The sequence below is a fragment of the Dickeya chrysanthemi NCPPB 402 genome, assembly GCF_000406105.1.
GTDB classification, from domain to species: domain Bacteria; phylum Pseudomonadota; class Gammaproteobacteria; order Enterobacterales; family Enterobacteriaceae; genus Dickeya; species Dickeya chrysanthemi.
This window is the reverse complement of the sequence record NZ_CM001974.1, coordinates 1,495,766-1,518,315: the sequence shown is the minus strand read 5'-3', so window position 1 is coordinate 1,518,315 and position 22,550 is coordinate 1,495,766. Positions and strand designations below refer to the sequence as shown.

The following is a 22,550-nucleotide window of genomic DNA, read 5'->3' as shown; positions in this document are numbered from 1 at the left end:
ACTCGACCCTGCCGCTTTTCCCTGCAGGATGCGATATACGATACCGCCGATTCGACAGCTTCGCCCATGTTAATCAGTTATGGAATCGGCAACAGGCCAAAGATCTTGACATCTTGTACTTATCGTTCCATGATGACCTTGTGAAAACAATTCTATAGGAACGTTATATGTATATGAAAATAAATGGAATTATAAAAAACCTCCTGATGCTTTGCACCCTTACTCTCACAGCTGGAACAGTTTTCGCCAGCCAATCAGTCAACGTTTCCGATCTGACTTTTCATGTATTCACTTCAGAAGACGATGGCTTTTTTGATAACTCGGTGATTGTTGAGGGGGATAAAGAACTCCTGCTGATTGATGCGCAACTTACTCGAGCGAATGCGCTTAAAGTCCTCGATTTGATACGATCGCTCAAAAAGAATCTTAAGCAGATTTATATCACTCACGAACATGCTGATCATTTTTTGGGGTTGGAGGTCTTCAAGGACGCTTTTCCACAAGTGGAGATTTTAGCTAACCCTAAGGTCGCGAGCCGTATAGATGAGGTATACAAGGCCAAGCTTGAAAAGTGGCATGGGATACTGTCGTCAAAGGCTGCTACCCGTGAAATTCCCATAACCAGATACGATGGAGACCAACTCAGTATTGAAGGTACAAAAATCGAGATTCATAAACATCTTCAGGGGGATACCGATGAGAACTCCTACCTTTGGTTCCCAAAAGAGCGTGTCGCGGTAGTCGGTGACATGGCCTATGACCAAATGCACGTCTATACCGTCGAAACGACGCCTGAGAGCCGAAAACGCTGGGTTCAAAATCTCGATGCGCTTGCAAAACAAAACCCTAAAATCGTTATTCCAGGGCATAATTTTCCGAATAAAAAACTTGACGCCTACAGTGCAATTTATTTCACAAAACAATATCTTTTGGTTTTTGAAGAAGAACTTTCCAAATCAAGCAGTCGCGCCGAATTTCAAAACCGCATGAAAATAAAATATCCAGATGCAGAGCTTTTCTTTAGCGTAGAAAGAGCCTCCGCTAAGTTTTTAGCTCAATAACTCTTATCACAATTATACCCAAAATAATTCGAGCTGCAGGACAACACCACGCGTTGCGTTTTGAATAACGCAACGCGTTGGCTCGTAGGGCGAGGCCCATTGATGGGCCGAGTAAGAAAGCCAACGCACCTGCAACGTGAAGTATGACGAGCATCCCATGAGGCGTGAGGCTTCTGCTACGTTACCGGAAGTAATATCTACTGAGAAACATCACGAAGTGGCGCTCCCGCGCACAGTCCCGTCATAACGATATCGATGAGCCAGGTTAGCCGTGGTTTCCAATCGTCATTAAAATCGAGCTGCCAGATCCCTGCAATTGCAAGGAAAAAGTCGCCAGTGGTAACGCCGGCGTGGATTGTTCCAGCCTTCTTATTTGCATCGAGTAGTAATTGCGCTGCAGCGATTATCGGGGCATAGCCCGCATTTCCCGGACAGTCCTGCGTGAGTGATACCTCACGAATTGCATTGGCCAAGCCAGCTTTGGTTATGGCGTACTCGGCAAGGCGATTTATCCACTCCCTCAATGCCTGGTCTGGCTGACGAGTCTGGAGCAAGTGCTCAGCAAATTTTGCGACCTGCAACATCTCATAGCGATAAACCTCCATCACTAATATTTCCTGTGAGGGAAAGTTACGATAAAAAATGCGCCCGTGACTGTTGGATATTAGCCGGATCAACTCGCAGATTGAGCTGACCCTAGCCATAAGCACTGGTTGGCTTGTAATTTCGTGCGCAGTGGGCGCACGAAATCTTTAAAAAAACCATGCAGGAGTCAATTGGTAGTACGTCAGCAGGCAGCGTTTCGCTTAAACGAAAACATCTGATTCCCCATCTTTTCTCATTTCATCTCAGCAGTTTGATCAAATTTCCGCCTGGCTGCTAAGCCCCACTACACTCTTACAGTTAGGCTCGATACCGTTCTGCAACGTCAGCCTGCCGGATGTCAGAAACCAACGCCTGTCGTGCTTGATCAAGCGCTTTCCAGTATTCATCATTTTGCAGGGGCGGAATTGTTACAAGTTCTCGACGATCAAAGCCGACCAACGCAGCATCCACCAGAGCACCGACTTCCATCATCTTGGCGAAGGAACTGATATCGACGCCTGCGCGCTCCCAGATCTCGGTATAGGTTCCGGCGGGAAGAACCGCCTGCACATAAACCCCTTTGGGTGACAATTCCAGGTTCATTCCCTGAGAAAGAAAGAGGACAAAGGCTTTGGTTGCGCCATATACTGACATATTGAATTCAGGTGCCAGACCGACTACCGAGCTGATATTAACGATTGCTCCTTTACCATTTTGTACTAAGCGTGGAGAAATGGCGCTGGAGAGGCGTGTCAGAGCAGTTATATTAAGAGCAATAAGCCTGTTAATAGAGTCTGGAGTCTGATCAAGAAAATATCCCGATTGTGCTATTCCGGCATTATTAATAAGAGTTTCGATTTTTGAATCAGCTTTCAGGCGTTCTTCGACTATCGCCAGTTCATCAGATTGAGTCAGATCAGCAGGAAGAACGTCGACAACAACCCCATATTCCTGGTTTAAACGAGTAGCAAGAGCTTCCATCCGGGCTTTATCACGTGCAACCAACACTAAATCATGGCCGCGTTGGGCAAAGCGCTCTGCATAGGTCGCGCCAATCCCAGTGGAAGCGCCGGTGATCAAAACAGAAGACTTGGTTGTCATATTTATATCTCTCTAATATTGAAATGAATTTGGTATAAGTAATATTTCACAGCAAATTAGTATCAAAATACTCGCTGTTATCAGATATCGGTATTAACTAAGGAAGGATAATCGGTATACCCTTCGGCTCCCCCGCCATAAAGTGTTGCAGGGTTAATTGGTGCCAAAGGCGCACCGGTTTTTAAACGTTCAACCAAATCCGGATTAGCAATGAAAGGACGCCCGAAGGCAAAGAGGTCAACCTTACCTTCGGCGAACTGTTTTTTGGCCAAATCCAGATCATAGCCGTTATTGCCTATATAGGTATTCTTAAACCGCTGACGCAGAGAGTCGTAATTGAACGGAATATTCTCGCGAGAGCCGCCTGTCGCGCCTTCAACAACATGAATGTATACGATACCCAGAGTATTAAGCTGATCTACGATGTAATCGTACTGCTCTTGAGAGTCACTGATGGAAATCCCATTAACCTGAGAAACAGGTGAAATACGCACACCAGTGCGTTCTGCACCAATCTCTTTAGCAACAGCGGCTGTCACCTCCAGTAATAGCCGGGCACGATTAGCGATTGATCCCCCGTAGGTATCTGTACGCTTGTTAGCACCATCTTTAATAAACTGTTCAAGCAAATAGCCATTAGCACCGTGAATCTCTACGCCGTCAAAACCGGCAGCCATGGCGTTGGATGCCGCCTTACGAAAATCCTCGACGATGGACCGGATCTCATCAAGCTCCAGAGCACGCGGCTCTGATGCCTCGGAAAACCATTGTTAACAAAAACTTTTGTCTCGGCACGAATAGCTGAAGGCGCAACTGGCGCAGCACCTTTAGGTTGCAGATCAACGTGGGAAACCCGTCCTACATGCCACAACTGCACAAATATCCGTCCGCCTTTGGCACGAACCGCATCAGTGACTTTGCGCCACCCCTTGATTTGCTCCTCTGTATAAAGGCCGGGTGTATCCTGATACCCCTGAGCCTGTGCCGAAATCTGTGTCGCCTCAGTAATTAACAAGCCTGCGGAAGCGCGTTGCGCATAGTAAGTCGCAGCAAATTCACCGGGAACAAGGCCTGAACCGGCACGGTTACGTGTAAGCGGAGCCATTACAATATGATTCGTTAATATCAGAGAACCCAGTTTGTAAGGCTGAAATAAACTGTTATCTGTCATTTTACTTTCCTTCCTGTTTTGTATCGTTCATTTATGATGACAACCATAATCAATAAAGTCAACATCATTGATTACAATCATAATCAATAAATTGTTTACGATAATTTAAACTTTAAAATCAATTATTTATAAAATAAACAACACACAATTTAGCGCCTGGATATGGTTAAAGCACGGCGAGAGCCCGCGTAAACTTTCCTTCAAAAAGTACTTTTCAATGCAAAGGCAGGTTTCTGAATATGTCAGAATGAGATGAGAGGCGTCAGCCTGTTTAATTAGGCCGACGCTATTTGAATAGCTTACTGATACAGCGAATTCGCTTAACGCTCCGCTTTAGCGGTTGCGCCATACCAAACGAGCCGTTCAAAACGGCTCGCACTTTTTTCCAAAATTCGAATGAGTTGAGGTCTATTTTTATTTAAAAGATATATTCATGAATAATGTTTCATATCAGTTTAACGACCACCTTTCCCTTGGCCCGACCAGTTTCAAGATACGCCAGCGCCTGTTTGGCATCCTCAAATGAAAATACCTTATCAATTACAGGATGAATCTTTCCTGCCTCAAGAAATTCAGAGATCTCTTCGAGCTGCATACCATCAGTATGTACAAACAGGAATGAATACTGTATGTCCCGCTTTTTAGCGAGACGGATAATTTTCCAACTCATCAGCTTAAAGATAAATTTCATCAGAAAATTCATGTCTCGTGCATGGGCAAAGGCTGCATCAAGAGGACCGATTAGCGATACAACACGGCCATGGGGTTTTAATATATTGAGCGACTTCTGAATATGGTCGCCTCTCACCGTCCCAAGCACTACATCATAACCTTGTAAAATATCCTCAAACTCCTGCTTCTTATAATCTATTATTTCATCCGCTCCCAAACGCCGAACCATCTCCAGATTGCCCGTACTTGTCGTTGTACCTACCGTTGCACCAAGTTGTTTAGCCAGTTGAATAGCAAACGATCCAATCCCACCTGAACCCGCTGGTATGAAAACCTTTTGCCCTGGCTTCAGGTGTGCACGTTCTTTTAACGCCTGCCATGATGTGAGTCCTACCATGGGAATGGAAGCAGCCTGCACAAAGTCGAGGTTTACGGGTTTGTGCGCTGCCGCCCTTTCGGGAACAACAGCAAAGTCTGCCAGTGCCCCTATACCCATATCGAAGATGCTGGCAAAAACGGCGTCTCCCGGTTTGAAACGAGTTACACGGCTGCCAACTGATTCAACCACTCCCGCAAGATCGCTGCCAACTGTGGCGGGGAGAGCAAACTTAAGCACCGGCTTAAATGTTCCTTTTGGGATCATGTAATCGATTGGGTTTAGCCCTACCGCGTGAACCTTCACAAGAATGTCGTTCGGCTGAATTTCAGGAACCGGAATTTCGTAGAATGTAATGCTATCGGCCTTGCCATATTCCTTGAACATGAGTGCTTTCATATTCGTCATCACCTATAGGGATTTTGGTTAACCTTATGCTGCATAAACACAATTTTTGTATGCAATCAATATGGAGTCAGTTGAACAACGCCGAGACATGCTAATCACCAGGATGTTCATTTAATGCTGCTGCGTTCAGGTCGTATCATCACTATACATTGATGTCGATCATAATCAAACTGTCGTAAAAAAATAAAATGATGACCGTCATCTTTACTTTGGTTAACCACGGAAAATACCAGCAGAGACGAAGTCGCTAGTACGCCCTCAACGAGAACGAAAGAGAAAGCTTACTCTTTGTTTTATTTTAAATTAATTATTTTTTGTCGTCTTTATGGCGAGTGGACATGCAGGGCTAATTGCGAACGTTCCAGATAACAGTAGCGCGCTTAATGCATCAATATCCACCTCAACACAGTCTCTTTATAACTACAAGAAATGACTCATCAGGGACTGCGCACACCGGTCAAAAGCCGGTGCCGTCAATGGGATTTATCGGAGTGAGCGCGCAATATCGCTTTTTCTAATTAGCTATCTTTTGATGCCAACCGCGAAAGAATCTCCCGGCAACAAACGTCCAGAATTTCGTCTGCCAGTGGCGAGTCATCAGGACAGGATCGTGACAAAATGACTGCACCTACTGAATGAGCTAATGTGTTGATAATTTTTGTCCGCATATCCACATTGCCATCAGCGACATTTCCACCACCTAACAGAGAGAGTTGGCTTTCTATACCTTCAGCAAATGTCGCTTTAATCGTTTCATTCTGACGAGCGGCATCACTACACAAAGCGGCCATAGTACAGCCTTTATTTCGTCCATCCCGGTGTTCCCGCGAAAGATAATGCTTGACGAAATCGACAATCTCTACCCCATCCATTTTTATTTCGGATTGTGAAAAACCGCATGCAGCCGCTTCCGCCATCAGATCGGCTTTGGAGTCGAAATGTTTGTAAAATCCGCCATGGGTGAAGCCCGCCGCCGCCATGAGATCCGCCACGCCTACGCCGTCGTAGCCTTTTTCCCGGAATAACATCGAAGCTGTTTCGACGATATGTGCTCTGTTCGCCTGCACCTGTGCTTTGGTGACTTTCATGTTAGCCATCCCCTCTATGCGTAAATACTCAGCCCTATATTCTACATTGATGTCACTCATAATCAAAGATGTCGTATTTTTGATTTTAATCATCATCATAAAAAAACATGTTGCGGTTCGGTGTCGCGATATTACAAGTGACTATATTCATTACATTAATATTTGTGATATCCGCTAAATGCACCAACAGACAGGAGATAAATCATGCCTTTTAAAGCGCGACAACTCACTCAATCAGGCAACCACATCCTGCTGCTCACACCGATTTGAGCTTACAGGGTTCAGGATATGTCTCGATAGATGAAACTACGTTTTACAGAATACGCCGTTACTCCATCTGCTGCTTATCGCTTCGCGTATTGCTGTTGCATCAGCCTCCATCCCGGCCGCAACGCGCTGAAGGTCAATGAGCCCACTCTGACTGACGTCAGCGAATCACTGATTTAACTGGGATTTATTCTTCGTTTTCAGCATCTGGTAGAAGTCGAGTGACAGCTGTTGCGCCATTTTAAGTTGCGGTTCTTTTTCGCACATTGACCTGATGAACCGGGACGCACAGTTTTCTTCTCCTTTGACCATTCGCCAGGGCATCAACCAGCGACTGACCCGGGATGCAGAGGGAAGGCGTCCCGGCGCGGTAACCGAGCCGTCAACTTGTTTACGCCACTTAGCGACAACATCCCTGACGGTCGTGTCACTGCCGGTAAAGCCAGCTTCAACCATTTCTCGCCATAGCTGCCGGGCATTGTAATTACTATTTTTACGCTGCTCTTCCAGCCATTCCTGCCACGGGCGTTGGTGACATCTGCACATTTCAGTCCGCAAAAATCGCGTTCAGAGAGACATTCGGGTCAGCATGGCGCTGCTCACCAACTTGTTCGCGACCATGTCGATGAATGCGGAGACCGCCGGTGGCAGATGATGTCGACTGGGGTACACGAGATTCAGACAGTGGCCCTTCCGGGAGTACTGGGGCAACACACGCGTGAGCGCGCCGGACTTGAGGCCGTCTATGGTTATGGTAGACGGAAGCAGTGCAATACCGAAGCCAGACAGCGCCGCTTTGCGCAAAGCCTGCGCCGTATTGGCGCTGAAGCGTCCCGCCACATGCACCTCGCTCTCGCTTCCGTCTGCCGCTGTCAAGCGCCAAACACCCTGGCCACTGGGGTGGCTGAAGAACAGGCAATCATGGTCGGCTAACTCCTGCAGCGTTTGAGGCGTACCACGTGCGGCTAGATACGCCGGGCTGGCCACCAACCCATCCGTCCCCTCGTCAAAAACCTTGCGCGCAAAGAAGCTTGAATCCTCCAGTATCCCTCCCCGGACGGCCACGTCGATGCGCTCGGCGATCAAGTCAGCCCTGCCGTCGCTGAGTACGAAGTCCAGGCGCACCCGTGGATACGCGGCCATGAACTCGTTCATCCATTCCATGGGGAAGAAATCGAAAAAGTCGGCTGGCGCGGCCACCCGAACCAGGCCACTGGGCTCGTCGTTGCCAGAGGTCAACTCCCGGCCGGCGTCGAACAGCCCATCCACAGCATTGGCGCAGCGGTCATGGAACGCCTGCCCCGCAGCCGTGAGCGCCAGGTGGCGGGTCGTGCGTTGCATCAGGCGCGTGCCCAGTTGTTCTTCCAACTGCTGTACGCGGCGGCTGAGGGTGTTGGGTGGCACGCCCAGGCGCCGTGAGGCCTCGGCAAAGCTGCCGCAATGCACAACGTGGACGAATATAGCTACATGGTTAAGGTCTAGCATCGATGATTAGTTATAAATATGGACGAGTTCACTCACATTAAACCATCTATTCAATCAATGCGAGCAGGAATAAAGTACATACATCGTCAACCACTGGAGACTTTGTCATGAGTGCTGCTCAACCCCGTATCGGCATCATCATCGGTTCTACGCGAGAGGGCCGTTTTGGCGACAAGCCCGCGCAGTGGATTCACAACATCGCCAAACAACGCACAGACCTGAGCGTTGAGCTGGTCGATTTGCGCGACCATCCGCTACCGTATTTTGCGGAGTCGGTGTCTCCTGCCTGGGGCCCGGTGAGCAACGAGGAAGCGCAACGCTGGGCGCAGAAGCTTGATACCTTCGATGGCCTGATCGTCGTGACCCCAGAGTACAACCACGGTCCGACCGCAGTGCTGAAGAATGCCTTCGACTATGCGTACAAGGAATTCGCCCGCAAGCCGATCGCCTTCGTCGGCTATGGCAGCGTGGGCGCTGCGCGAGCCGTTGAACAACTGCGACTGGTCGCGGTCGAGTTGCAGATGGTACCGGTGCGCAATGCCGTGCATATCGGCATGGTGGAGTTCATGGGCGTCTGGCAGCAGAGCCAGCAGTTCGGGGACTTCCCGCATCTTGCGCAAGCAGCCGGCGACATGCTGGACGACCTGGCCTGGTGGGCCAAGGCACTCAAGTCCGCAAGGATCACGGCATGAGCGCCGTACTCGCAACTCGGGGGCGCTCGGTCATGCACCGTACCCGTGGCTCCACGCACGGTCCCGTCACGCGCCTGATGACCCCCTCGGATCTGGGACGGCACCTGAAACCTTTCGTATTCCTGGACCTGGTGCACTTCCGCCCCGATGGCACCAACCAGAATTTCGCAATGCATCCGCACTCCGGCATCGCGACTGTGACCTTCATGGACGAAGGGGACATTCGCTACGAGGACTCAACAGGCGAAGCCGGCGTACTGCCCGCTGGCGGCGTCGAAGTGATGGTAGCGGGCGGTGGGGTATGGCATACCGGCGCACCAGTCGGCGGGAAGATGGGGCGCGGTTTTCAGCTCTGGGTGGCGCTGCCTGCCGCGCAAGAAAACGGGCCAGCGCGCAGCCAATACCTCGCGCCGACGCAAGTGCCTCAGGTGGGGCCAGCGCGTGTACTGGTTGGCGAATATGGCGGGGCGCACAGTGCCGCGGAACTGCCTGCAGGCATGACCTATCTGGGTGTTCGTCTGCGCAAGGGCGAACAGTGGTCGTACACGCCGCCGCAAGGCCATACCGTGACGTGGGTAGCGTTAGCGACCGGGCGTTTGACTACAGACGAGTCGATGGAGGCCGGCGAGCTCGTGGGGTTTGAACCTTCCGGCGAGACCATCGACTTCGTCGCGCAGGAAGATACGAGTTTTGTGCTCGGGTCGGCCGTGCCTCATCCCCATGATCTGGTGTTGGGGTACTACTCAGTGCACACCAGCAAGGAGGCTCTGGTTCGCGGCGAGACCGGGATCCAACGCATAAGGCAGGAGTTGCAAAAGGCGGGGCGGCTTTCCTAAAGTCCACCTCGTTCGGCCGCCCTGCGCGTTCAAGTCGGGGCGTTAGTGTTCAATCAAACATTTCAGGTGCCGAGCGATTCGTGCCCGGGCCTCTTATCAAATAAGGAAAGAATCATGACTATCGGCATCATTGGCTCAGGCGGTCTCGGCTCCAACGTGGCACGCGCCCTGGCAAAAAGCGGCCAGTCAGCCATTATCTCGACCCGACGCGGTCCGGAGTCGCTCGCATCGTTGGTCGCTGAGCTGGGTCCCTCCATCAAGGCGGGTACGGTAGCAGAGGCCGCAGCAGCAGACGTCGTCCTCATAGCGGTGCGTTGGGTGGACTTGGGCCAGGCGCTGGCCGACCTGCCTGACTGGAATGGGCGCATCGTCATCGATGGCACCAACCCCGTCGCCTTCCTCGACCTGGATTCGCCCGAACGCAACGATGCGAGCAATCCGTTGGCTGCCTATGGCATCAAGCCCATCGATCTCGGTGGCAAGTACTCCAGCGAAGTCTTCCGTGATTTCGTGCCGGGTGCCCGCGTGGTCAAGGCGCTGAACCATCTGGATGTGAACGTGCTGGGACAGCCCGAGGTCTCCGGTGGGCGGCGCGTGCAGTTCTACTCCGGCGACGACGTGGCCGCGAAAGCGGAAGTGAAGAAGATCCTGGATGCCATCGGCTACTTCTCTGTCGATCTGGGATCGCTGGATGTCGGCGGTCGCCTGGCTCAGCTTCCGTTCGGCCCCCTGTCGGGTGCCAACTTCATCAAGATCTGATCATCCAAGGCGCACTCTCCAGAGAGGAGAGTGCCCGTTCTTTTGCACTTGCACTGAGCTGAGTGAGCAGCGCAGTCCACCTAAAGCGCAGATAGCCCGCGGTAGCGTCATTTAGCTGAAAAGATTCCAGACTGACAAGAAACTTTCAGTAGGGGCCACACTCGCCCCCTTAGCCAACTTTTGCCAAGCAGTCGCACAGCCACAGGGCGAGATCGTGGACTTCCTGCTTCACGATCTCGCCCTGCGGCTGAATAGGTGTGCAGGGAAACCTTGCCGCTCTTGGCATCCAGCCAGTCGCGAGCCGATGTTGCCATTGAAAGCGGCGTGATTCGATCCAGCGAGCCATGACCTAAGGAAAACAGGCGTTTCGCATGCTGCCTCTGGCACACGGTGACAGGTGTGAAGAAGCGCAGGCCGAGGTCCAGGGAATTCGCGGTGTCCCGTTCTTCGTTCTTGAGGATGGAACGCAGTTGTCCGGTGCTCAGCCCAAGGGGGCACTCTTGAACGCGCTTCGCGCCAGTTGGAACAAAAGTTGCGAGGCATTTTCTTTTGTCGGGTATGCATCTCCCTGACGCTGTTACCCGTCAGGCATCTTCGCTGAACAATGCATAACTCACGATCAACATAGTCATCATCACAACCGAATTAATGCAAAAATGAAACGAGTTAGCTGCTTTTTTCGCTTAGGTTGATAATCAATCAATAAAATATTAATCAGAGCATTACGCAATCTCTTCAACACCTAAAAAGTCGTGATTATTTAATTTTGTTATCTCTTTTTTTGCTATTTTATTTTTATATATAAAAAACAAATCAATGTGTAATCACTATTAAAACCCTCTGCCGAAATAATACCTGTACAGCCTTACACTACCTCCCCTATACTCGCGACAACACGTTGACCCGTCGATTGTTATTATCGCGGCCCAGCGTAACCGTTACGGTATGACGTCTTACCAGAACAGGCGAGACGCCCTATCCTCAGCAAACCAGCCTCATGCGGGGTAAAGGAAAAACGCTGAGATCCGTGAAAACGTAATTGTCCATGTCATGATTAATTACGGTAATAAATTACACATCAAGGAAGATATGCGTCGGAAATACTGGCGAACAGGAGGGAATCATGAGGATATTTTTATCCACACTTGGCTCTGCCGGAGATGTTTATCCATTCATCTTAATAGGAGAAGCATTAAAGAATGCAGGATTAGAGGTTTACCTTTGTACTAATCCATATTTTGAGAAAACGGCAAAGGAAAGAGGGCTTCATTTTATTCCGGTTGGCAGTAGCGAAGAGTATTTACGTACGGTTAATTCACAACGATTATGGCATCAACGCTCCGCCTTCAATGAAATGGTTAATTACATGAATGCGCAGCAAAAACCGGCCTATGACGCGCTGGAACCATGGGTAGACAGCTCTTCAGTCATCCTCACATCACTGTGGTCGTTCTCCGCTAAGATGTTCAGTGAAACCCATGGCTGCTGCGTCATTCCCGTCCGTGTTACACCTTCAACATTTATCTCCAGTTACGATCCGCCCCAGCATCGTCAGTTGGCATGGAGTCGGCGACTGCCGATAAGTCTGCGCCGCCTGTTTTTGTATTTTGTCGAGAAATACCTGGTTGACCGTACACTGGCGCCCTTTATCAACAACTTCAGAAGCCAGCTACAGTTACCGCGTATCGAACGCATTCTGACATCATGGACGCATCATTCAGATTCGGCTTTGCTATGCCTGTTCCCGGAATGGTTTGCCTCCCCGTTGCCAGACTGGCCGGCTCATGTCCGTCAGGTGGGTTTTCCATTATTTAATTTGCTGGATAACCAGCAAGATGATGAGTTGGCACGCTTCATTGCACGTGCGCCTACCGTGATTTTCATGCCGAGCTGGGCATTGAGCACTAAGCGGGAATTGATCGTCTCTCTGGTCAAAAAAACCCGCCAACGAGGTTATCAATGTCTGATCATCAGCCAACTAGACCACCATTTAGCCGACGATGACGGCATTCGTGTCGAGCGACATATCAACCTGAGTCAATACCTGCATCAGTGCGCCGCCATTCTCCATCATGGCGGCATTGGCACCATGGCGCAATCTTTCGCGGCCGGCATCCCTCAACTGGTTATTCCCAGTGCCTTTGATCAGTTCGACAACGCTCGCCGGGTCACCGCCATGAAATGCGGAACATGGCTTAAAGACAGCGATATCGACAACCTGGATGAGAAATTACGCCAGATCCTGGACGATCCCGATATTGCGGAAAATTGTCGACGTACCCGGCAGCAATGTGTTCCTACTCAGGCCGTCTGCGAGCAGATCGTCACCACCGTGCACGATGCCTACACCCGACACATGGCCCGAAGCTAGCGCGAACGCTTGTCTGCTCACATAGCTTGCGGTTAACACGAAGGCGATGCCTGACAAAGGTCAGCCATCGCCTGCCGTGGCTCGCGAGTCCAACCCAAGATGGTGCAACAGTGGGTGCACCGGTTTGATGTCGTTCTTCAGAACAGCGCGCAATTGTATCGTTTGCCGGTTGGTAATACGGATACTGCCGTACTGGGTATGGTCGCGGGCAAACGCGTCGATGCCCAGCCACTGGCGCGGCGTGATAATGCCGCCGGGCAGGCGAACACGCAGCATCACCGTGTGCAACGGCTCCAGCTTCTGAGCAACACGCTCCTGACGGAGATCACGCTCGATGCGAAACGGCATAAGATTTTGTCCGATCACATTCCTGAAGATTTTCCGGGCATGACATGCCGCCGCGGTTACACTGATAACGCCATGTTGTTCAACGTAAAAATGGCATACGACATGCATGACTGAACACACAACCAACACAGCACTAACAACAACGCCAATAAAACAACAAGGGGGTTCTATGGCATCAGGAAAATGGCGGCTACCGTTAAGTCTGGCGGCATTACTGGTCAGCGGTGCCGTCCACGCAGTTTCCATACCCGCAGTGGAAGCAAAGAACGGGATGGTGGTGACTTCACAGCATCTGGCATCACAAGTCGGTGTCGATATTCTGAAAATGGGCGGCAACGCCATTGATGCGGCAGTCGCCGTCGGTTACGCGCAGGCGGTCGTCAATCCCTGTTGCGGCAACATTGGCGGCGGCGGGTTTATGACGATTCACCTGGCGGATGGTCAGGACACATTTATCAACTTCCGTGAAACCGCGCCGGCCGCCGCCTCTGCCAACATGTATCTGGATGCCGACGGCAAAGTCAAAAAAGACGCCAGCCTGTATGGTTATCTGGCGGCGGGTGTTCCCGGCACGGTGCTGGGGCTGGAAACCGCACGCGAAAAGTACGGCAAGCTGACTCGCGCTCAGGTGATGGCGCCCGCCATCAGGCTGGCGCAGGAAGGCTTTGTGTTGACCCGCGGCGACACCGATATCCTCGACACTACCGTCAAACGGTTTAAGCAAGACCCGGAGTCTGCGCGCATTTTCCTGCGCCCGGACGGTTCTGCCTTACAGCCGGGCGACCGGCTGGTACAGGCCGATTTAGCCAACACATTGCAGGCGATATCGGATAAAGGCCCGGATGCGTTCTACCAGGGTAAAATCCCCCAGATAATCGAAGACGCCGCCAAAAAAGGCGGCGGCATCCTGACTGCCGCCGACTTCGCCAACTACCGGGTTACCGAAACCAAACCCATCACCTGCAACTATCGTGGTTACCAGTTCATCTCGTCACCGCCCCCCAGCTCGGGCGGGATTACGATGTGTGAAACGCTGAACATTCTCGAAGGCTACGACCTGAAGAGCATGGGGTTCAACTCGGCGCAAGCCATCCATGTCATGACCGAAGCCATGCGCCACGCCTACATGGATCGCAACACCTATCTGGGCGACCCGGCGTTTGTCAAAAATCCCACCGACCGATTGTTGAGCAAAGAGTATGCCGCCGAGATCCGCAAAAAAATCGACGACACCAAAGCCACGCCGTCCGAACAGGTCAAGCCCGGTATGGAGCCGCATGAAAAACCGGAAACCACCCACTACTCGATTGTCGACAGTCAGGGTAATGCCGTCTCTACCACCTATACGGTGAACGGCCGTTTCGGCGCGGTGGTGATAGCCCCCGGCACCGGCTTCTTCCTGAACGACGAGATGGATGACTTCACCGTCAAAGTCGGCGAAAAAAACCTGTACGGACTGGTCCAGGGTGAGCGCAATGCTATTGCGCCCGGCAAACGCCCGCTGTCATCAATGAGCCCGTCGCTGGTGACCAAAGACGGCAAGATCTTCCTGGTGATCGGCTCGCCGGGTGGGTCGCGCATTATCAGCATCACGCTGCAAAGCGCGCTGAATATTCTCGATTTCGGTATGCTGCCGCAAGAAGCGGTGGACGCACCACGCATCCACCATCAATGGTTGCCGGACGAGGTGTACTATGAACAGCGCGGCTTGTCCGCCGATACGCTCGCGCTGCTGAAAGAGCGTGGCTATAAGATGGTGGAACAGACACCATGGGGCGCGACTGAACTGATCATGGTCGGGTTGCCCGGTGTGGAAGGCGTTATCCCCGCCAACTCCGGCAACGACTCGGCGGTTTCCGGCAAGGTACGCGAAGGTTATCTGTACGGCGCCAACGATTCACGTCGACCGGCTGGCGCCGCCATCGGTTACTGATACCCCAGCAATAGCTCTTGTTCTGCAACACGGGTGTCCGGCCGCGCGCCGGATGCCCGATCCGATAACCGAAATACCCCGACCGCCTGCACCAATTCCTCGGACTGACTGCTCAAGCTTCCCGCCGCGGCCGCCATCTCTTCAACCAGCGCCGCGTTTTGCTGGGTAGTACGCTCCATACTCACCACCGCTTCGCCGATTTGCGATACCCCACTGCTCTGTTCATGGCTGGCGGAGCTGATCTCACCCATAATATCCGTCACCCGGCGGATACTATTCACCACATCCTGCATAGTATGGCCGGCATTATCCGCCAGGGCGCTACCGCTTTCGATCCGCTCCACGCTGTTGGAAATCAGCGTTTTGATCTCCCGCGCCGACTCTGCGCTGCGCTGCGCCAATGCCCGCACTTCGCCAGCCACGACCGAGAACCCGCGTCCCTGCTCGCCGGCACGTGCCGCTTCCACTGCCGCATTCAGCGCCAGAATATTGGTTTGAAACGCAATACCGTCGATCACACCGATGATATCGGCGATGCGCTGGGCGCTGTCATTGATGTCGCGCATGGTGTCGACCACTTGCGTGACCACGCTTCCCCCCTGTTCTGCCACCTGGCTGGCCGTCTGGGCTAATTGGTTAGCCTGACGGGCGTTATCCGCATTTTGTTTCACCGTCGCGGACAATTGCTCCATGGAAGCCGCCGTTTGCTCCAGCGCACTGGCCTGAGATTCCGTACGGGCAGACAAGTCATGGTTACCGTGTGCAATTTCGCCGCTGGCCATCCTCACCGATTCAGCGCCATGCCGCACCTGCGTGACTATGCGGCCCAGACTTTCCTGCATATGCGACAGGGTGTTCAGTAGCGTAGTAATCTCATCGCGCCCACGGGCATTGATGGGATAGGTTAAATCGCCATTCGCTACCGCTTCGGCCGCCGCCTGCGCCTGCGACAGGCTGCGGACAATACCGCGCACCATCAACCAGCCGAACACCGCGGCACCGCCGATGCCCGCCAGTACCGCCAGAATAGCCAGCGTTTTCAGCCACTGATAACGTTGCACCGAGCTGGTGTACTCGTCTCTGGCAACCTCAACCTGCAGCGTCACCAGTTGACTCAGCAGTGCGTGACCCTGCTTTTCCAGCGCGCTGACCTTGTCGTCGTAAAGACGTAGCGCCAGATCGGTTTGCCCCGCCCGGATTGCCGCATCCGTCGGCTGTACGCCCTCCCGGTGATAACGTTGCAGGTTTTCGGCAAGCTGGTCCGCCAGGCGCGTTTCTTCCGGCGTCAGGTAGGTCGCACGGTACTCGGCCCATACCTGGCCGATATGGGACATATTCTGGTTTAATTCATCAATACGTTGTTGTTTGTTAAGTGCATTCGGTAATAACAGCATATCCATGATCAATACCCGGTTACGCTGCACCAGCCATTCCAGTTTTTCCAACTGCGCCAGCACCACCGTGCGATCTTCATAGACGGTTTTGAGCGACTGATTAGCTTTTTCAGCAGTAAAAAGACCAATAGCGCCCATAATCAGAATGCCTAACGATAGCATTCCGGTGAAACTCCATAATCGTGTCGAAATCTTCATGGCTACTAACCCTGTGCTGTGTAATGTCGTCTGTTGTTATGTTTCGAGTGACAATACCGTTATCCCGCATTCGCCAGGCCGGGCGGCGTATTTTTGCGTTGTCTGTACGAAAACAGGAAATGAACTATATATAAAACCTTGTAATGACAGAAGGTTAGCAATTTTCTTAGCCGGCGCACAAAATAGAATGGAATAGCGTTTCAAAAGAAGAATTGCATGGCGGTAACCCACTTTTCGCATGAGAAACGTTATTGATGTTATTGAAGTCAGCCATTTATAAAAAAACGTCAGTAATTATTTTTTATCGTGGCCGCTAATTAAAAAGAAATTCTTATGATTGAATATCACCCTTTGTGACACCTGTTCGGAGAAAGAAATTTATGTTTCATACTCTGTTACTGCCTGCACCGGTGCGCCCGGGCGACACGATCGGTTTCTTTTCGCCCTCCTCACCAGCGACACACTTTGCCCCGGCACGGTTTGACCGGGCAAAAACCTTTCTTGAACAGCACGGTTATCGGCTGCGCGCCGGTGCGCTGACGGGCAACCGTTGCCGGTACTGGCGGATTTCGACTGTTGCCACACCCACCCGATGTTGACCCTACCGCTCGGCATCGGTGTGAGCGTCGATTTCGACGCAGGCCAGGTCAGGCTGTGTGAACCCTGGCTGCATCAGCCTTGATCCGTCGATAAACAGGCGGTGAAGCTGGTCAGAAAATCCGTCAGCCATTCCGGCTGAGTGCCGGGCCGGTGCACCAGATAATAGGCCGCGCCGGTTCTCACCGTGCCGACAAACGGCATCGTCAATCGCTGGCGGCGAAGATCTTCCGCCACCAGCGTCACATCGGCTATAGCAATCCCAAACCCCTGAATCGCCGCGCTGATCGCCAAATCCATGGTGTCGAACTGCTGATTGCGGCGCATTACCTGCTCACTGATGCCCTGCGTTTTTAGCCACAATTTCCAGTCGCGCTGATCATGGGTGGGATGCAGCAACGTCAGCCGGGCCAGTTGTTCCGGCACCAATGCCGCCTGCCCGGCTAACAACAAGTGCGGCGCCAGCACGGGCGACAGTACCTCGTCGAACAATTTGCCGTCATGCTGTGTGGGTGCGCGCTCTGGCGCAAACACCACCGCCACATCGAAATCTTCATGGCGAAAATCGACACCGTGCTCGGTGGTGGTGGTCAGGGCAACATGGAGATCCGGTCGTGACTGTTCCAGCATCATCAGGTGCGACACCAGCCAGCGCATGGCGCAGGTCGGCGCTTTCATGCGGATCGAGCGTCCTTCCCGTACCCGGTCGGTTACCCGAAACAGTTGCTCGAACACCTCGCTGACCTCCGGCAGGAGCCGACTTCCCTGCGGAGTCAGGCGCAAGCCGCGGGCGTGGCGCTGAAATAACGCAAACCCCAGCCACGCTTCCAGCGAGGCGATTTGCCGGCTCACCGCGCCCTGAGTCACAAACAGCTCCTCCGCCGCGCGGGTGAAATTGAGATGACGAGCGGTGATCACAAACGCGTGCAGCGCATTCAGCGGCGGGATACGTTTATTCATGTTCAGCCATACCCTCCGGCGGGTAGCCATAAGTAAATTGATTACATAACTATGCAAAAAAATGGGCACTGCCATTGACCGGTTAATCCTGCATTACTGATGCTAACGGCCGCTCATTTCATCAGACATGCGGCTCATCATCACAGCAACTTATCGCTGACAGAGGATAAAATCACCAGGAACAGCCTCAAGCCATGCATTTTTCTCATGGCTATTATGACAACAATTCGATTGTGGTACTACTACCGGCAACGTCTAATACATGAATAGTTATTCATTTATTACGTTTTGACGTACTGTGTTACTAACGTCTTGTGTATTAACGGCAACCCACGGAGATCACGTATGCCGATTCACACCCCGGTGCGGTTTAGTTCCAAATTACCGGATGTCGGAACCACCATTTTCACCGTTATTGGCCAGTTATCCAGTCAGCATCATGCCATCAATCTGTCGCAAGGCGCGCCCAGTTTTCCGTGTTCCCCTGAGTTGATCGCCGGGGTGACCCGCGCCATGACCGAAGGTCATAATCAATATGCCCCGATGTCCGGGCTGGTATCGCTAAAAGAAGTGGTGGCGGAAAAAGTGCGGCGTTTGTACGGCCAGCATTATGACGCCGGGCAGGAAGTGACGATCACCGCCAGTGCCAGCGAAGGGCTCTATTCCGCCATTTCTGCGCTGGTGCATCCGGGTGATGAGGTGATTTATTTCGAACCCTCCTTTGACAGCTACGCGCCGATTGTACGGTTGCAAGGCGCAACCCCGGTTGCGCTGAAACTGGCGGTACCGGGGTTTAACATCGATTGGGACGAAGTGCAGGCCGCCATCACGCCGCGCACCCGCATGATTATCATTAACTCGCCCCATAACCCGAGTGGTCAGGTGTTGAGCGCCGATGACCTGGCGCAACTGGCGCGCCTGACGCGCAACACCGATATCGTGATCCTGTCCGACGAAGTCTACGAACACGTGGTCTTTGACGGGCAACGCCACCACAGCATGGCAACCCACAGCGAGCTGGCGGCGCGCAGCGTTATCGTTTCGTCGTTTGGCAAGACGTTTCACGTTACCGGCTGGCGCGTCGGTTACTGCCTGGCTCCGGCAGCGCTGATGGATGAGATCCTCAAAATCCACCAGTTTATGATGTTTTCCGCCGATACGCCGATGCAATACGCCTTTGCCGAATACATGGCGGACCCGGCGACCTATCTGTCGCTGGGCCAGTTCTATCAACAAAAACGCGATCTGCTCACGCAGGCGTTGCAGGGCAGCCCCTTTGAGCTGCTACCCTCCGCCGGTTCCTTCTTCATACTGGCCAGCTTCGCGCACTTCAGCGATGAGAGCGACGGCGACATGGTTAAACGCCTGATCGTCGACCACGGTGTGGCGACCATTCCGCTCTCGGCGTTTTACACCGATGGCACCGACAATAAGCTGATCCGTCTTTCATTCTCTAAAGATGACGCTACGCTACTGGCGGGCGCAAAAGCCTTATGTCAGGTAACGGGCTCGCACCGTTAATCGGCGTTGTGTGATCATTGCGAATATGAGTGCGTATTGCGAATAACGATGCCGTACCTGATTGGCCCCCGAGGACTACGGTTGTTTGATGATAACGTTTGAACACTACTGATTGATTTACCGGAGATCGTTCCCACTATGAAAAAACTAAGCATGTTGATGTTGTCACTAGGGTTGTTGTCCTCTTCCGTTGCACTGGCGCAAAGCGAATTGCGTTTTGGTCTGGAAGCGGAATATCCGCCGTTTGAAAGCAAAAATGCCAAAGGGCAACTGGAAGGGTTCGATATCGATCTGGGCAACGCCATTTGTAAGGCCGGCAACTTCACGTGCAGTTGGGTAGAAGCCTCCTTTGACGCGCTGATCCCGGCACTGCAAGCCAAAAAGTTCGACGCCATCAACTCCGCAATGAACATCACGGAAAAGCGTAAAGAAGCGATCGACTTCACCCAGCCGATTTACCGTATTCCCACCCAATTAGTCGGCAAACCGAATACCGGTCTGGCACCGACGGCCGAAGCACTGAAAGGCAAAAATATCGGTGTGTTGCAGGGTTCGATTCAGGAAGTGTATGCCAAGGCGCACTGGGAATCGAAAGGCGTGACGGTGACGAGCTACAAAGATCAAAATCTGGCCTATGACGATCTGGCGGCAGGCCGTCTGGACGGTACGCTGGTGATGGCGGCGGCAGGCCAATCCGGTTTTCTGGATAAGCCGGAAGGCAAAGGTTTCGCCTTTATCGGCGGGCCGGTGGAAGACACCGCGATTCTGGGCAGCGGCATCGGTTTCGGCCTGCGTAAAAGCGACGCCGCATTGAAAGCCGAACTGGACAAAGCCATCAAACAGGTGAAAGACGACGGCACCGTCGAGAAACTGGCGAAGCAATACTTCCCCGGCTTCGACGTGCGGGTGCAATAATCGCCGCTTCTCGCGGCTACAGCAACCGGAACGATGATAAAGAAACGACAAAGCCCGTGCCAGGTGGCACGGGCTTTGTTTTTAACGGTATTGATAAACAAGAGCCTTAGAGTATTGCTCACACCGGCAAAACCTCCTGATATTTATCCCGCCAGATAAATTGATTTTTCACAACCGGCTCATATAACTGCTTAATGCACCATAGATCATCCAGCCTCCCAGTAACATCAGAATCCCCCCCGGTACTGTACCCAAAAGAAAATCCACACGCCCTGTGGATAGTCTTTTTAATTGTGCCGTAAGAAAACAGTAGAAGATATTGAAAAATGTCGCACCCAGACAAAAAACCGTCCCCAATATCAGGATCAGATAACTTGGGCTGCTTTTATTGATAAATTGAGGAAAAAAGAGACAAAAAATACGCCGACTTTAGGATTAAGTATGCTGATGACCAATCCATTCATCAAAAAAGAACGAGCATTACCGATCACTTGACTTTCACTATCACCACGGACACCTGAAGGTCTGGATCGATAAATATCATATCCCATCCATAATAAATATATTGCACCGGCCAATTGAATCAGCGTGTAAAATGCGGGAAAAGAAAAAATTACGGCTGTTACTCCAAGCCATGTAATAAATACGTAAAAGTAGTAACCCAACGCCAGCCCCAAGGCAGACAACGAGGCAGCAGGCCAACCGGAACGATGGTAGTTTCCAGTAACATACACTACATCTGCCCCTGGTATAGCGTTAATAGTCAAACTTGCCGCAAAGAATAATAGCCAGTTAACATCAAGCATGGTTTATTGCCTCTTTCATTAAGAGAAATGTTTTTTCTGATAATTTTTTTCGCTCTTCGGTGAAATCGCGGCTAAGGAATAATGGACTTTCATGGGCCGTCGGAGAGGAGATTGTATCTACCTGAGAGAATTTTCTTTCAGAATCGAGATATTTTTTTAACAAATCAAACGCCAGCAAATAAGACTCTCCTTTTACCGCCCATATCGATTCCATTTCCCATAACCGGCTTAATCTCTCTATATGAATAATTTTTCCCGTATCAATGCCGGAATCAACATAGTGGAGGGTTGCGCCTGCTGCTTCCTGCATTTTATCCGTTTTACCACAAATAGCCAGTTGTTCAATGGCATACATGCCTCTTGCATAAGGTAGTACCGCAGAATGTGCATTGACAACACGATGATGAAAAAAGTCCAACCATGTATCACTTAATATCGCATCAAGAAAAATCACCGCCCCAAATACATTGTTCTCCCTGATACGATCATGAATCCTTTCCAAAGCCAGATCTGAAAAATCGGCTACCTCCACGCGATCAGACACAGCCAGTGCATGTCGCTCAGGTACACCATAATGTCTGGCAAGGTATATTTCTGACTCACTCAATCCCTTGTATGCTACTGACAAATCCTGAAGATCTTTTTCCGTTAAATTTTTCATTCTACATAGTTTACTGTGGATAGCATTAACCTCCTGAAAATCTAATCCTCTTACATTCCTCACGATCCAACACATTCCATGTGAGAATAACTTATCACAAAGAAAGCTGGTATGGAAAAAAGTTTCCGTTAAACAAGCATACATATTATACCCACCAAAAAATAATAGTTTTGAAATATAAATAACTTATGACAATAATTTATATCTAAAAACAAAATTACATATAAACAACTGCATTTCAATTTAAAAATAAAAAATAAGCCATTGATTAAAATACTTATTCTAAAATTAAATAATTTTAAATTCGTTTATAGATAAAAGATATTACGTTTAATTTGAATCATC

At 51.3% G+C, this 22,550-nt stretch carries 19 protein-coding genes and 3 pseudogenes; 10 read left to right on the top strand and 12 right to left on the bottom strand.

All coding sequences use genetic code 11. The features are described 5' to 3' along the window. Window positions 1-167 precede the first annotated feature (167 nt). On the top strand, window positions 168-1,061 hold the full coding sequence (locus DCH402_RS06900; RefSeq protein WP_040000453.1) for an MBL fold metallo-hydrolase: 894 nt from the start codon (window positions 168-170) through the stop codon (window positions 1,059-1,061). 197 nt (window positions 1,062-1,258) lie between these two features. On the opposite strand, the gene DCH402_RS06895 is transcribed toward DCH402_RS06900, so the two are convergent. The 7 genes and pseudogenes from DCH402_RS06895 to DCH402_RS06865 all read right to left on the bottom strand — a co-directional run bounded on the left by DCH402_RS06895 (window position 1,259) and on the right by DCH402_RS06865 (window position 8,214). Further along, window positions 1,259-1,666 carry an SbtR family transcriptional regulator gene (locus tag DCH402_RS06895; RefSeq protein WP_081642138.1) on the bottom strand — a complete coding sequence of 136 codons (408 nt, stop codon included), beginning with the start codon at window positions 1,664-1,666 and terminating at the stop codon, window positions 1,259-1,261. 298 nt (window positions 1,667-1,964) lie between these two features. Beyond that, complete coding sequence (locus DCH402_RS06890; RefSeq protein ID WP_040000452.1) at window positions 1,965-2,747, bottom strand: SDR family NAD(P)-dependent oxidoreductase; 783 nt, start codon at window positions 2,745-2,747, stop codon at window positions 1,965-1,967. 80 nt (window positions 2,748-2,827) lie between these two features. Next, window positions 2,828-3,918: pseudogene (locus DCH402_RS06885) on the bottom strand (alkene reductase). Window positions 3,919-4,363: 445 nt separating this feature from the next. After that, window positions 4,364-5,365: an NADP-dependent oxidoreductase gene (locus DCH402_RS06880; RefSeq protein WP_040003449.1), complete on the bottom strand. Its 1,002-nt coding sequence runs from the start codon at window positions 5,363-5,365 to the stop codon at window positions 4,364-4,366. 527 nt (window positions 5,366-5,892) lie between these two features. Beyond that, window positions 5,893-6,462 carry a TetR/AcrR family transcriptional regulator gene (locus DCH402_RS06875; protein WP_040003447.1) on the bottom strand — a complete coding sequence of 190 codons (570 nt, stop codon included), beginning with the start codon at window positions 6,460-6,462 and terminating at the stop codon, window positions 5,893-5,895. A 321-nt stretch (window positions 6,463-6,783) separates the two neighbouring features. Further along, window positions 6,784-7,254 (bottom strand): annotated as a pseudogene (locus tag DCH402_RS06870) (transposase); the annotation flags it as partial. A 42-nt stretch (window positions 7,255-7,296) separates the two neighbouring features. Then, window positions 7,297-8,214 carry a LysR family transcriptional regulator gene (locus DCH402_RS06865; protein ID WP_040000451.1) on the bottom strand — a complete coding sequence of 306 codons (918 nt, stop codon included), beginning with the start codon at window positions 8,212-8,214 and terminating at the stop codon, window positions 7,297-7,299. A gap of 107 nt (window positions 8,215-8,321) precedes the next feature. On the opposite strand from DCH402_RS06865, the gene DCH402_RS06860 reads away from it, so the two are divergent. From DCH402_RS06860 to DCH402_RS06840, 4 genes are all read left to right on the top strand, one after another. After that, entirely contained in the window at window positions 8,322-8,906 is a 585-nt protein-coding gene (locus DCH402_RS06860; RefSeq protein ID WP_040000450.1) for an NADPH-dependent FMN reductase, read from the top strand. Next, window positions 8,903-9,742 carry a pirin family protein gene (locus tag DCH402_RS06855; RefSeq protein ID WP_040000449.1) on the top strand — a complete coding sequence of 280 codons (840 nt, stop codon included), beginning with the start codon at window positions 8,903-8,905 and terminating at the stop codon, window positions 9,740-9,742. Before DCH402_RS06860 ends, DCH402_RS06855 begins: the two co-directional genes overlap by 4 nt. A 114-nt stretch (window positions 9,743-9,856) precedes the next feature. Next, window positions 9,857-10,501, top strand: coding sequence for an NADPH-dependent F420 reductase (locus DCH402_RS06850; protein ID WP_040000448.1), 645 nt, complete (start codon window positions 9,857-9,859; stop codon window positions 10,499-10,501). Window positions 10,502-11,624: 1,123 nt separating this feature from the next. Continuing rightward, window positions 11,625-12,872: a glycosyltransferase gene (locus DCH402_RS06840; RefSeq protein WP_040000446.1), complete on the top strand. Its 1,248-nt coding sequence runs from the start codon at window positions 11,625-11,627 to the stop codon at window positions 12,870-12,872. Window positions 12,873-12,938: 66 nt separating this feature from the next. Here DCH402_RS06840 and DCH402_RS21115 read toward each other — a convergent pair. Continuing rightward, window positions 12,939-13,205, bottom strand: a pseudogene (locus DCH402_RS21115) (sulfite reductase subunit beta); the annotation flags it as partial. 184 nt (window positions 13,206-13,389) lie between these two features. Between DCH402_RS21115 and ggt the strand changes: the two are divergent. Beyond that, window positions 13,390-15,153: a gamma-glutamyltransferase gene (ggt, locus tag DCH402_RS06830; protein ID WP_040000444.1), complete on the top strand. Its 1,764-nt coding sequence runs from the start codon at window positions 13,390-13,392 to the stop codon at window positions 15,151-15,153. Here ggt and DCH402_RS06825 read toward each other — a convergent pair. After that, window positions 15,147-16,745, bottom strand: a complete 1,599-nt coding sequence (locus DCH402_RS06825) for a methyl-accepting chemotaxis protein (RefSeq protein ID WP_040000443.1) — start codon at window positions 16,743-16,745, stop codon at window positions 15,147-15,149. The two genes, ggt and DCH402_RS06825, sit on opposite strands and share 7 nt — an antisense overlap. A 380-nt stretch (window positions 16,746-17,125) precedes the next feature. Here DCH402_RS06825 and DCH402_RS21110 point away from each other — a divergent pair, with 380 nt between their 5' ends. Together DCH402_RS21110 and DCH402_RS22225 are read left to right on the top strand one after the other, a co-directional pair. Further along, entirely contained in the window at window positions 17,126-17,344 is a 219-nt protein-coding gene (locus DCH402_RS21110; RefSeq protein WP_071604678.1) for a hypothetical protein, read from the top strand. Further along, window positions 17,296-17,427 (top strand): hypothetical protein, encoded by a 132-nt coding sequence (locus DCH402_RS22225; protein ID WP_226051576.1) that lies wholly within the window; start codon window positions 17,296-17,298, stop codon window positions 17,425-17,427. The genes DCH402_RS21110 and DCH402_RS22225 overlap by 49 nt, the downstream gene beginning before the upstream one ends. Here DCH402_RS22225 and DCH402_RS06820 read toward each other — a convergent pair. Further along, window positions 17,418-18,302 (bottom strand): LysR substrate-binding domain-containing protein, encoded by an 885-nt coding sequence (locus DCH402_RS06820; RefSeq protein ID WP_040000442.1) that lies wholly within the window; start codon window positions 18,300-18,302, stop codon window positions 17,418-17,420. The two genes, DCH402_RS22225 and DCH402_RS06820, sit on opposite strands and share 10 nt — an antisense overlap. Before the next feature lie 345 nt (window positions 18,303-18,647). On the opposite strand from DCH402_RS06820, the gene DCH402_RS06815 reads away from it, so the two are divergent. Together DCH402_RS06815 and DCH402_RS06810 are read left to right on the top strand one after the other, a co-directional pair. Then, window positions 18,648-19,823, top strand: coding sequence for a pyridoxal phosphate-dependent aminotransferase (locus DCH402_RS06815; protein ID WP_040000441.1), 1,176 nt, complete (start codon window positions 18,648-18,650; stop codon window positions 19,821-19,823). A 138-nt stretch (window positions 19,824-19,961) separates the two neighbouring features. Continuing rightward, entirely contained in the window at window positions 19,962-20,738 is a 777-nt protein-coding gene (locus tag DCH402_RS06810) for a transporter substrate-binding domain-containing protein (RefSeq protein WP_040000440.1), read from the top strand. A 365-nt stretch (window positions 20,739-21,103) separates the two neighbouring features. Here the strand turns inward: DCH402_RS06810 and DCH402_RS06805 are convergent, their stop codons facing one another. Next, window positions 21,104-21,544, bottom strand: a complete 441-nt coding sequence (locus DCH402_RS06805; protein ID WP_040000439.1) for a LysE family translocator — start codon at window positions 21,542-21,544, stop codon at window positions 21,104-21,106. After that, complete coding sequence (locus tag DCH402_RS20740) at window positions 21,537-22,205, bottom strand: formyltransferase family protein (protein ID WP_050583271.1); 669 nt, start codon at window positions 22,203-22,205, stop codon at window positions 21,537-21,539. The genes DCH402_RS06805 and DCH402_RS20740 overlap by 8 nt, the downstream gene beginning before the upstream one ends. Window positions 22,206-22,550: the final 345 nt, after the last annotated feature.

What these genes read in the sequence shown, in the direction of transcription:
- DCH402_RS06900 (WP_040000453.1), top strand. Translation starts at nt 168, where the DNA reads ATGTATATGAAAATAAATGGAATTATAAAAAACCTCCTGATGCTTTGC.
- DCH402_RS06895 (WP_081642138.1), bottom strand. Translation starts at nt 1,666, where the DNA reads ATGGAGGTTTATCGCTATGAGATGTTGCAGGTCGCAAAATTTGCTGAG.
- DCH402_RS06890 (WP_040000452.1), bottom strand. Translation starts at nt 2,747, where the DNA reads ATGACAACCAAGTCTTCTGTTTTGATCACCGGCGCTTCCACTGGGATT.
- DCH402_RS06880 (WP_040003449.1), bottom strand. Translation starts at nt 5,365, where the DNA reads ATGAAAGCACTCATGTTCAAGGAATATGGCAAGGCCGATAGCATTACA.
- DCH402_RS06875 (WP_040003447.1), bottom strand. Translation starts at nt 6,462, where the DNA reads ATGAAAGTCACCAAAGCACAGGTGCAGGCGAACAGAGCACATATCGTC.
- DCH402_RS06865 (WP_040000451.1), bottom strand. Translation starts at nt 8,214, where the DNA reads ATGCTAGACCTTAACCATGTAGCTATATTCGTCCACGTTGTGCATTGC.
- DCH402_RS06860 (WP_040000450.1), top strand. Translation starts at nt 8,322, where the DNA reads ATGAGTGCTGCTCAACCCCGTATCGGCATCATCATCGGTTCTACGCGA.
- DCH402_RS06855 (WP_040000449.1), top strand. Translation starts at nt 8,903, where the DNA reads ATGAGCGCCGTACTCGCAACTCGGGGGCGCTCGGTCATGCACCGTACC.
- DCH402_RS06850 (WP_040000448.1), top strand. Translation starts at nt 9,857, where the DNA reads ATGACTATCGGCATCATTGGCTCAGGCGGTCTCGGCTCCAACGTGGCA.
- DCH402_RS06840 (WP_040000446.1), top strand. Translation starts at nt 11,625, where the DNA reads ATGAGGATATTTTTATCCACACTTGGCTCTGCCGGAGATGTTTATCCA.
- ggt (WP_040000444.1), top strand. Translation starts at nt 13,390, where the DNA reads ATGGCATCAGGAAAATGGCGGCTACCGTTAAGTCTGGCGGCATTACTG.
- DCH402_RS06825 (WP_040000443.1), bottom strand. Translation starts at nt 16,745, where the DNA reads ATGAAGATTTCGACACGATTATGGAGTTTCACCGGAATGCTATCGTTA.
- DCH402_RS21110 (WP_071604678.1), top strand. Translation starts at nt 17,126, where the DNA reads ATGTTTCATACTCTGTTACTGCCTGCACCGGTGCGCCCGGGCGACACG.
- DCH402_RS06820 (WP_040000442.1), bottom strand. Translation starts at nt 18,302, where the DNA reads ATGAATAAACGTATCCCGCCGCTGAATGCGCTGCACGCGTTTGTGATC.
- DCH402_RS06815 (WP_040000441.1), top strand. Translation starts at nt 18,648, where the DNA reads ATGCCGATTCACACCCCGGTGCGGTTTAGTTCCAAATTACCGGATGTC.
- DCH402_RS06810 (WP_040000440.1), top strand. Translation starts at nt 19,962, where the DNA reads ATGAAAAAACTAAGCATGTTGATGTTGTCACTAGGGTTGTTGTCCTCT.
- DCH402_RS06805 (WP_040000439.1), bottom strand. Translation starts at nt 21,544, where the DNA reads ATGCTTGATGTTAACTGGCTATTATTCTTTGCGGCAAGTTTGACTATT.
- DCH402_RS20740 (WP_050583271.1), bottom strand. Translation starts at nt 22,205, where the DNA reads ATGAAAAATTTAACGGAAAAAGATCTTCAGGATTTGTCAGTAGCATAC.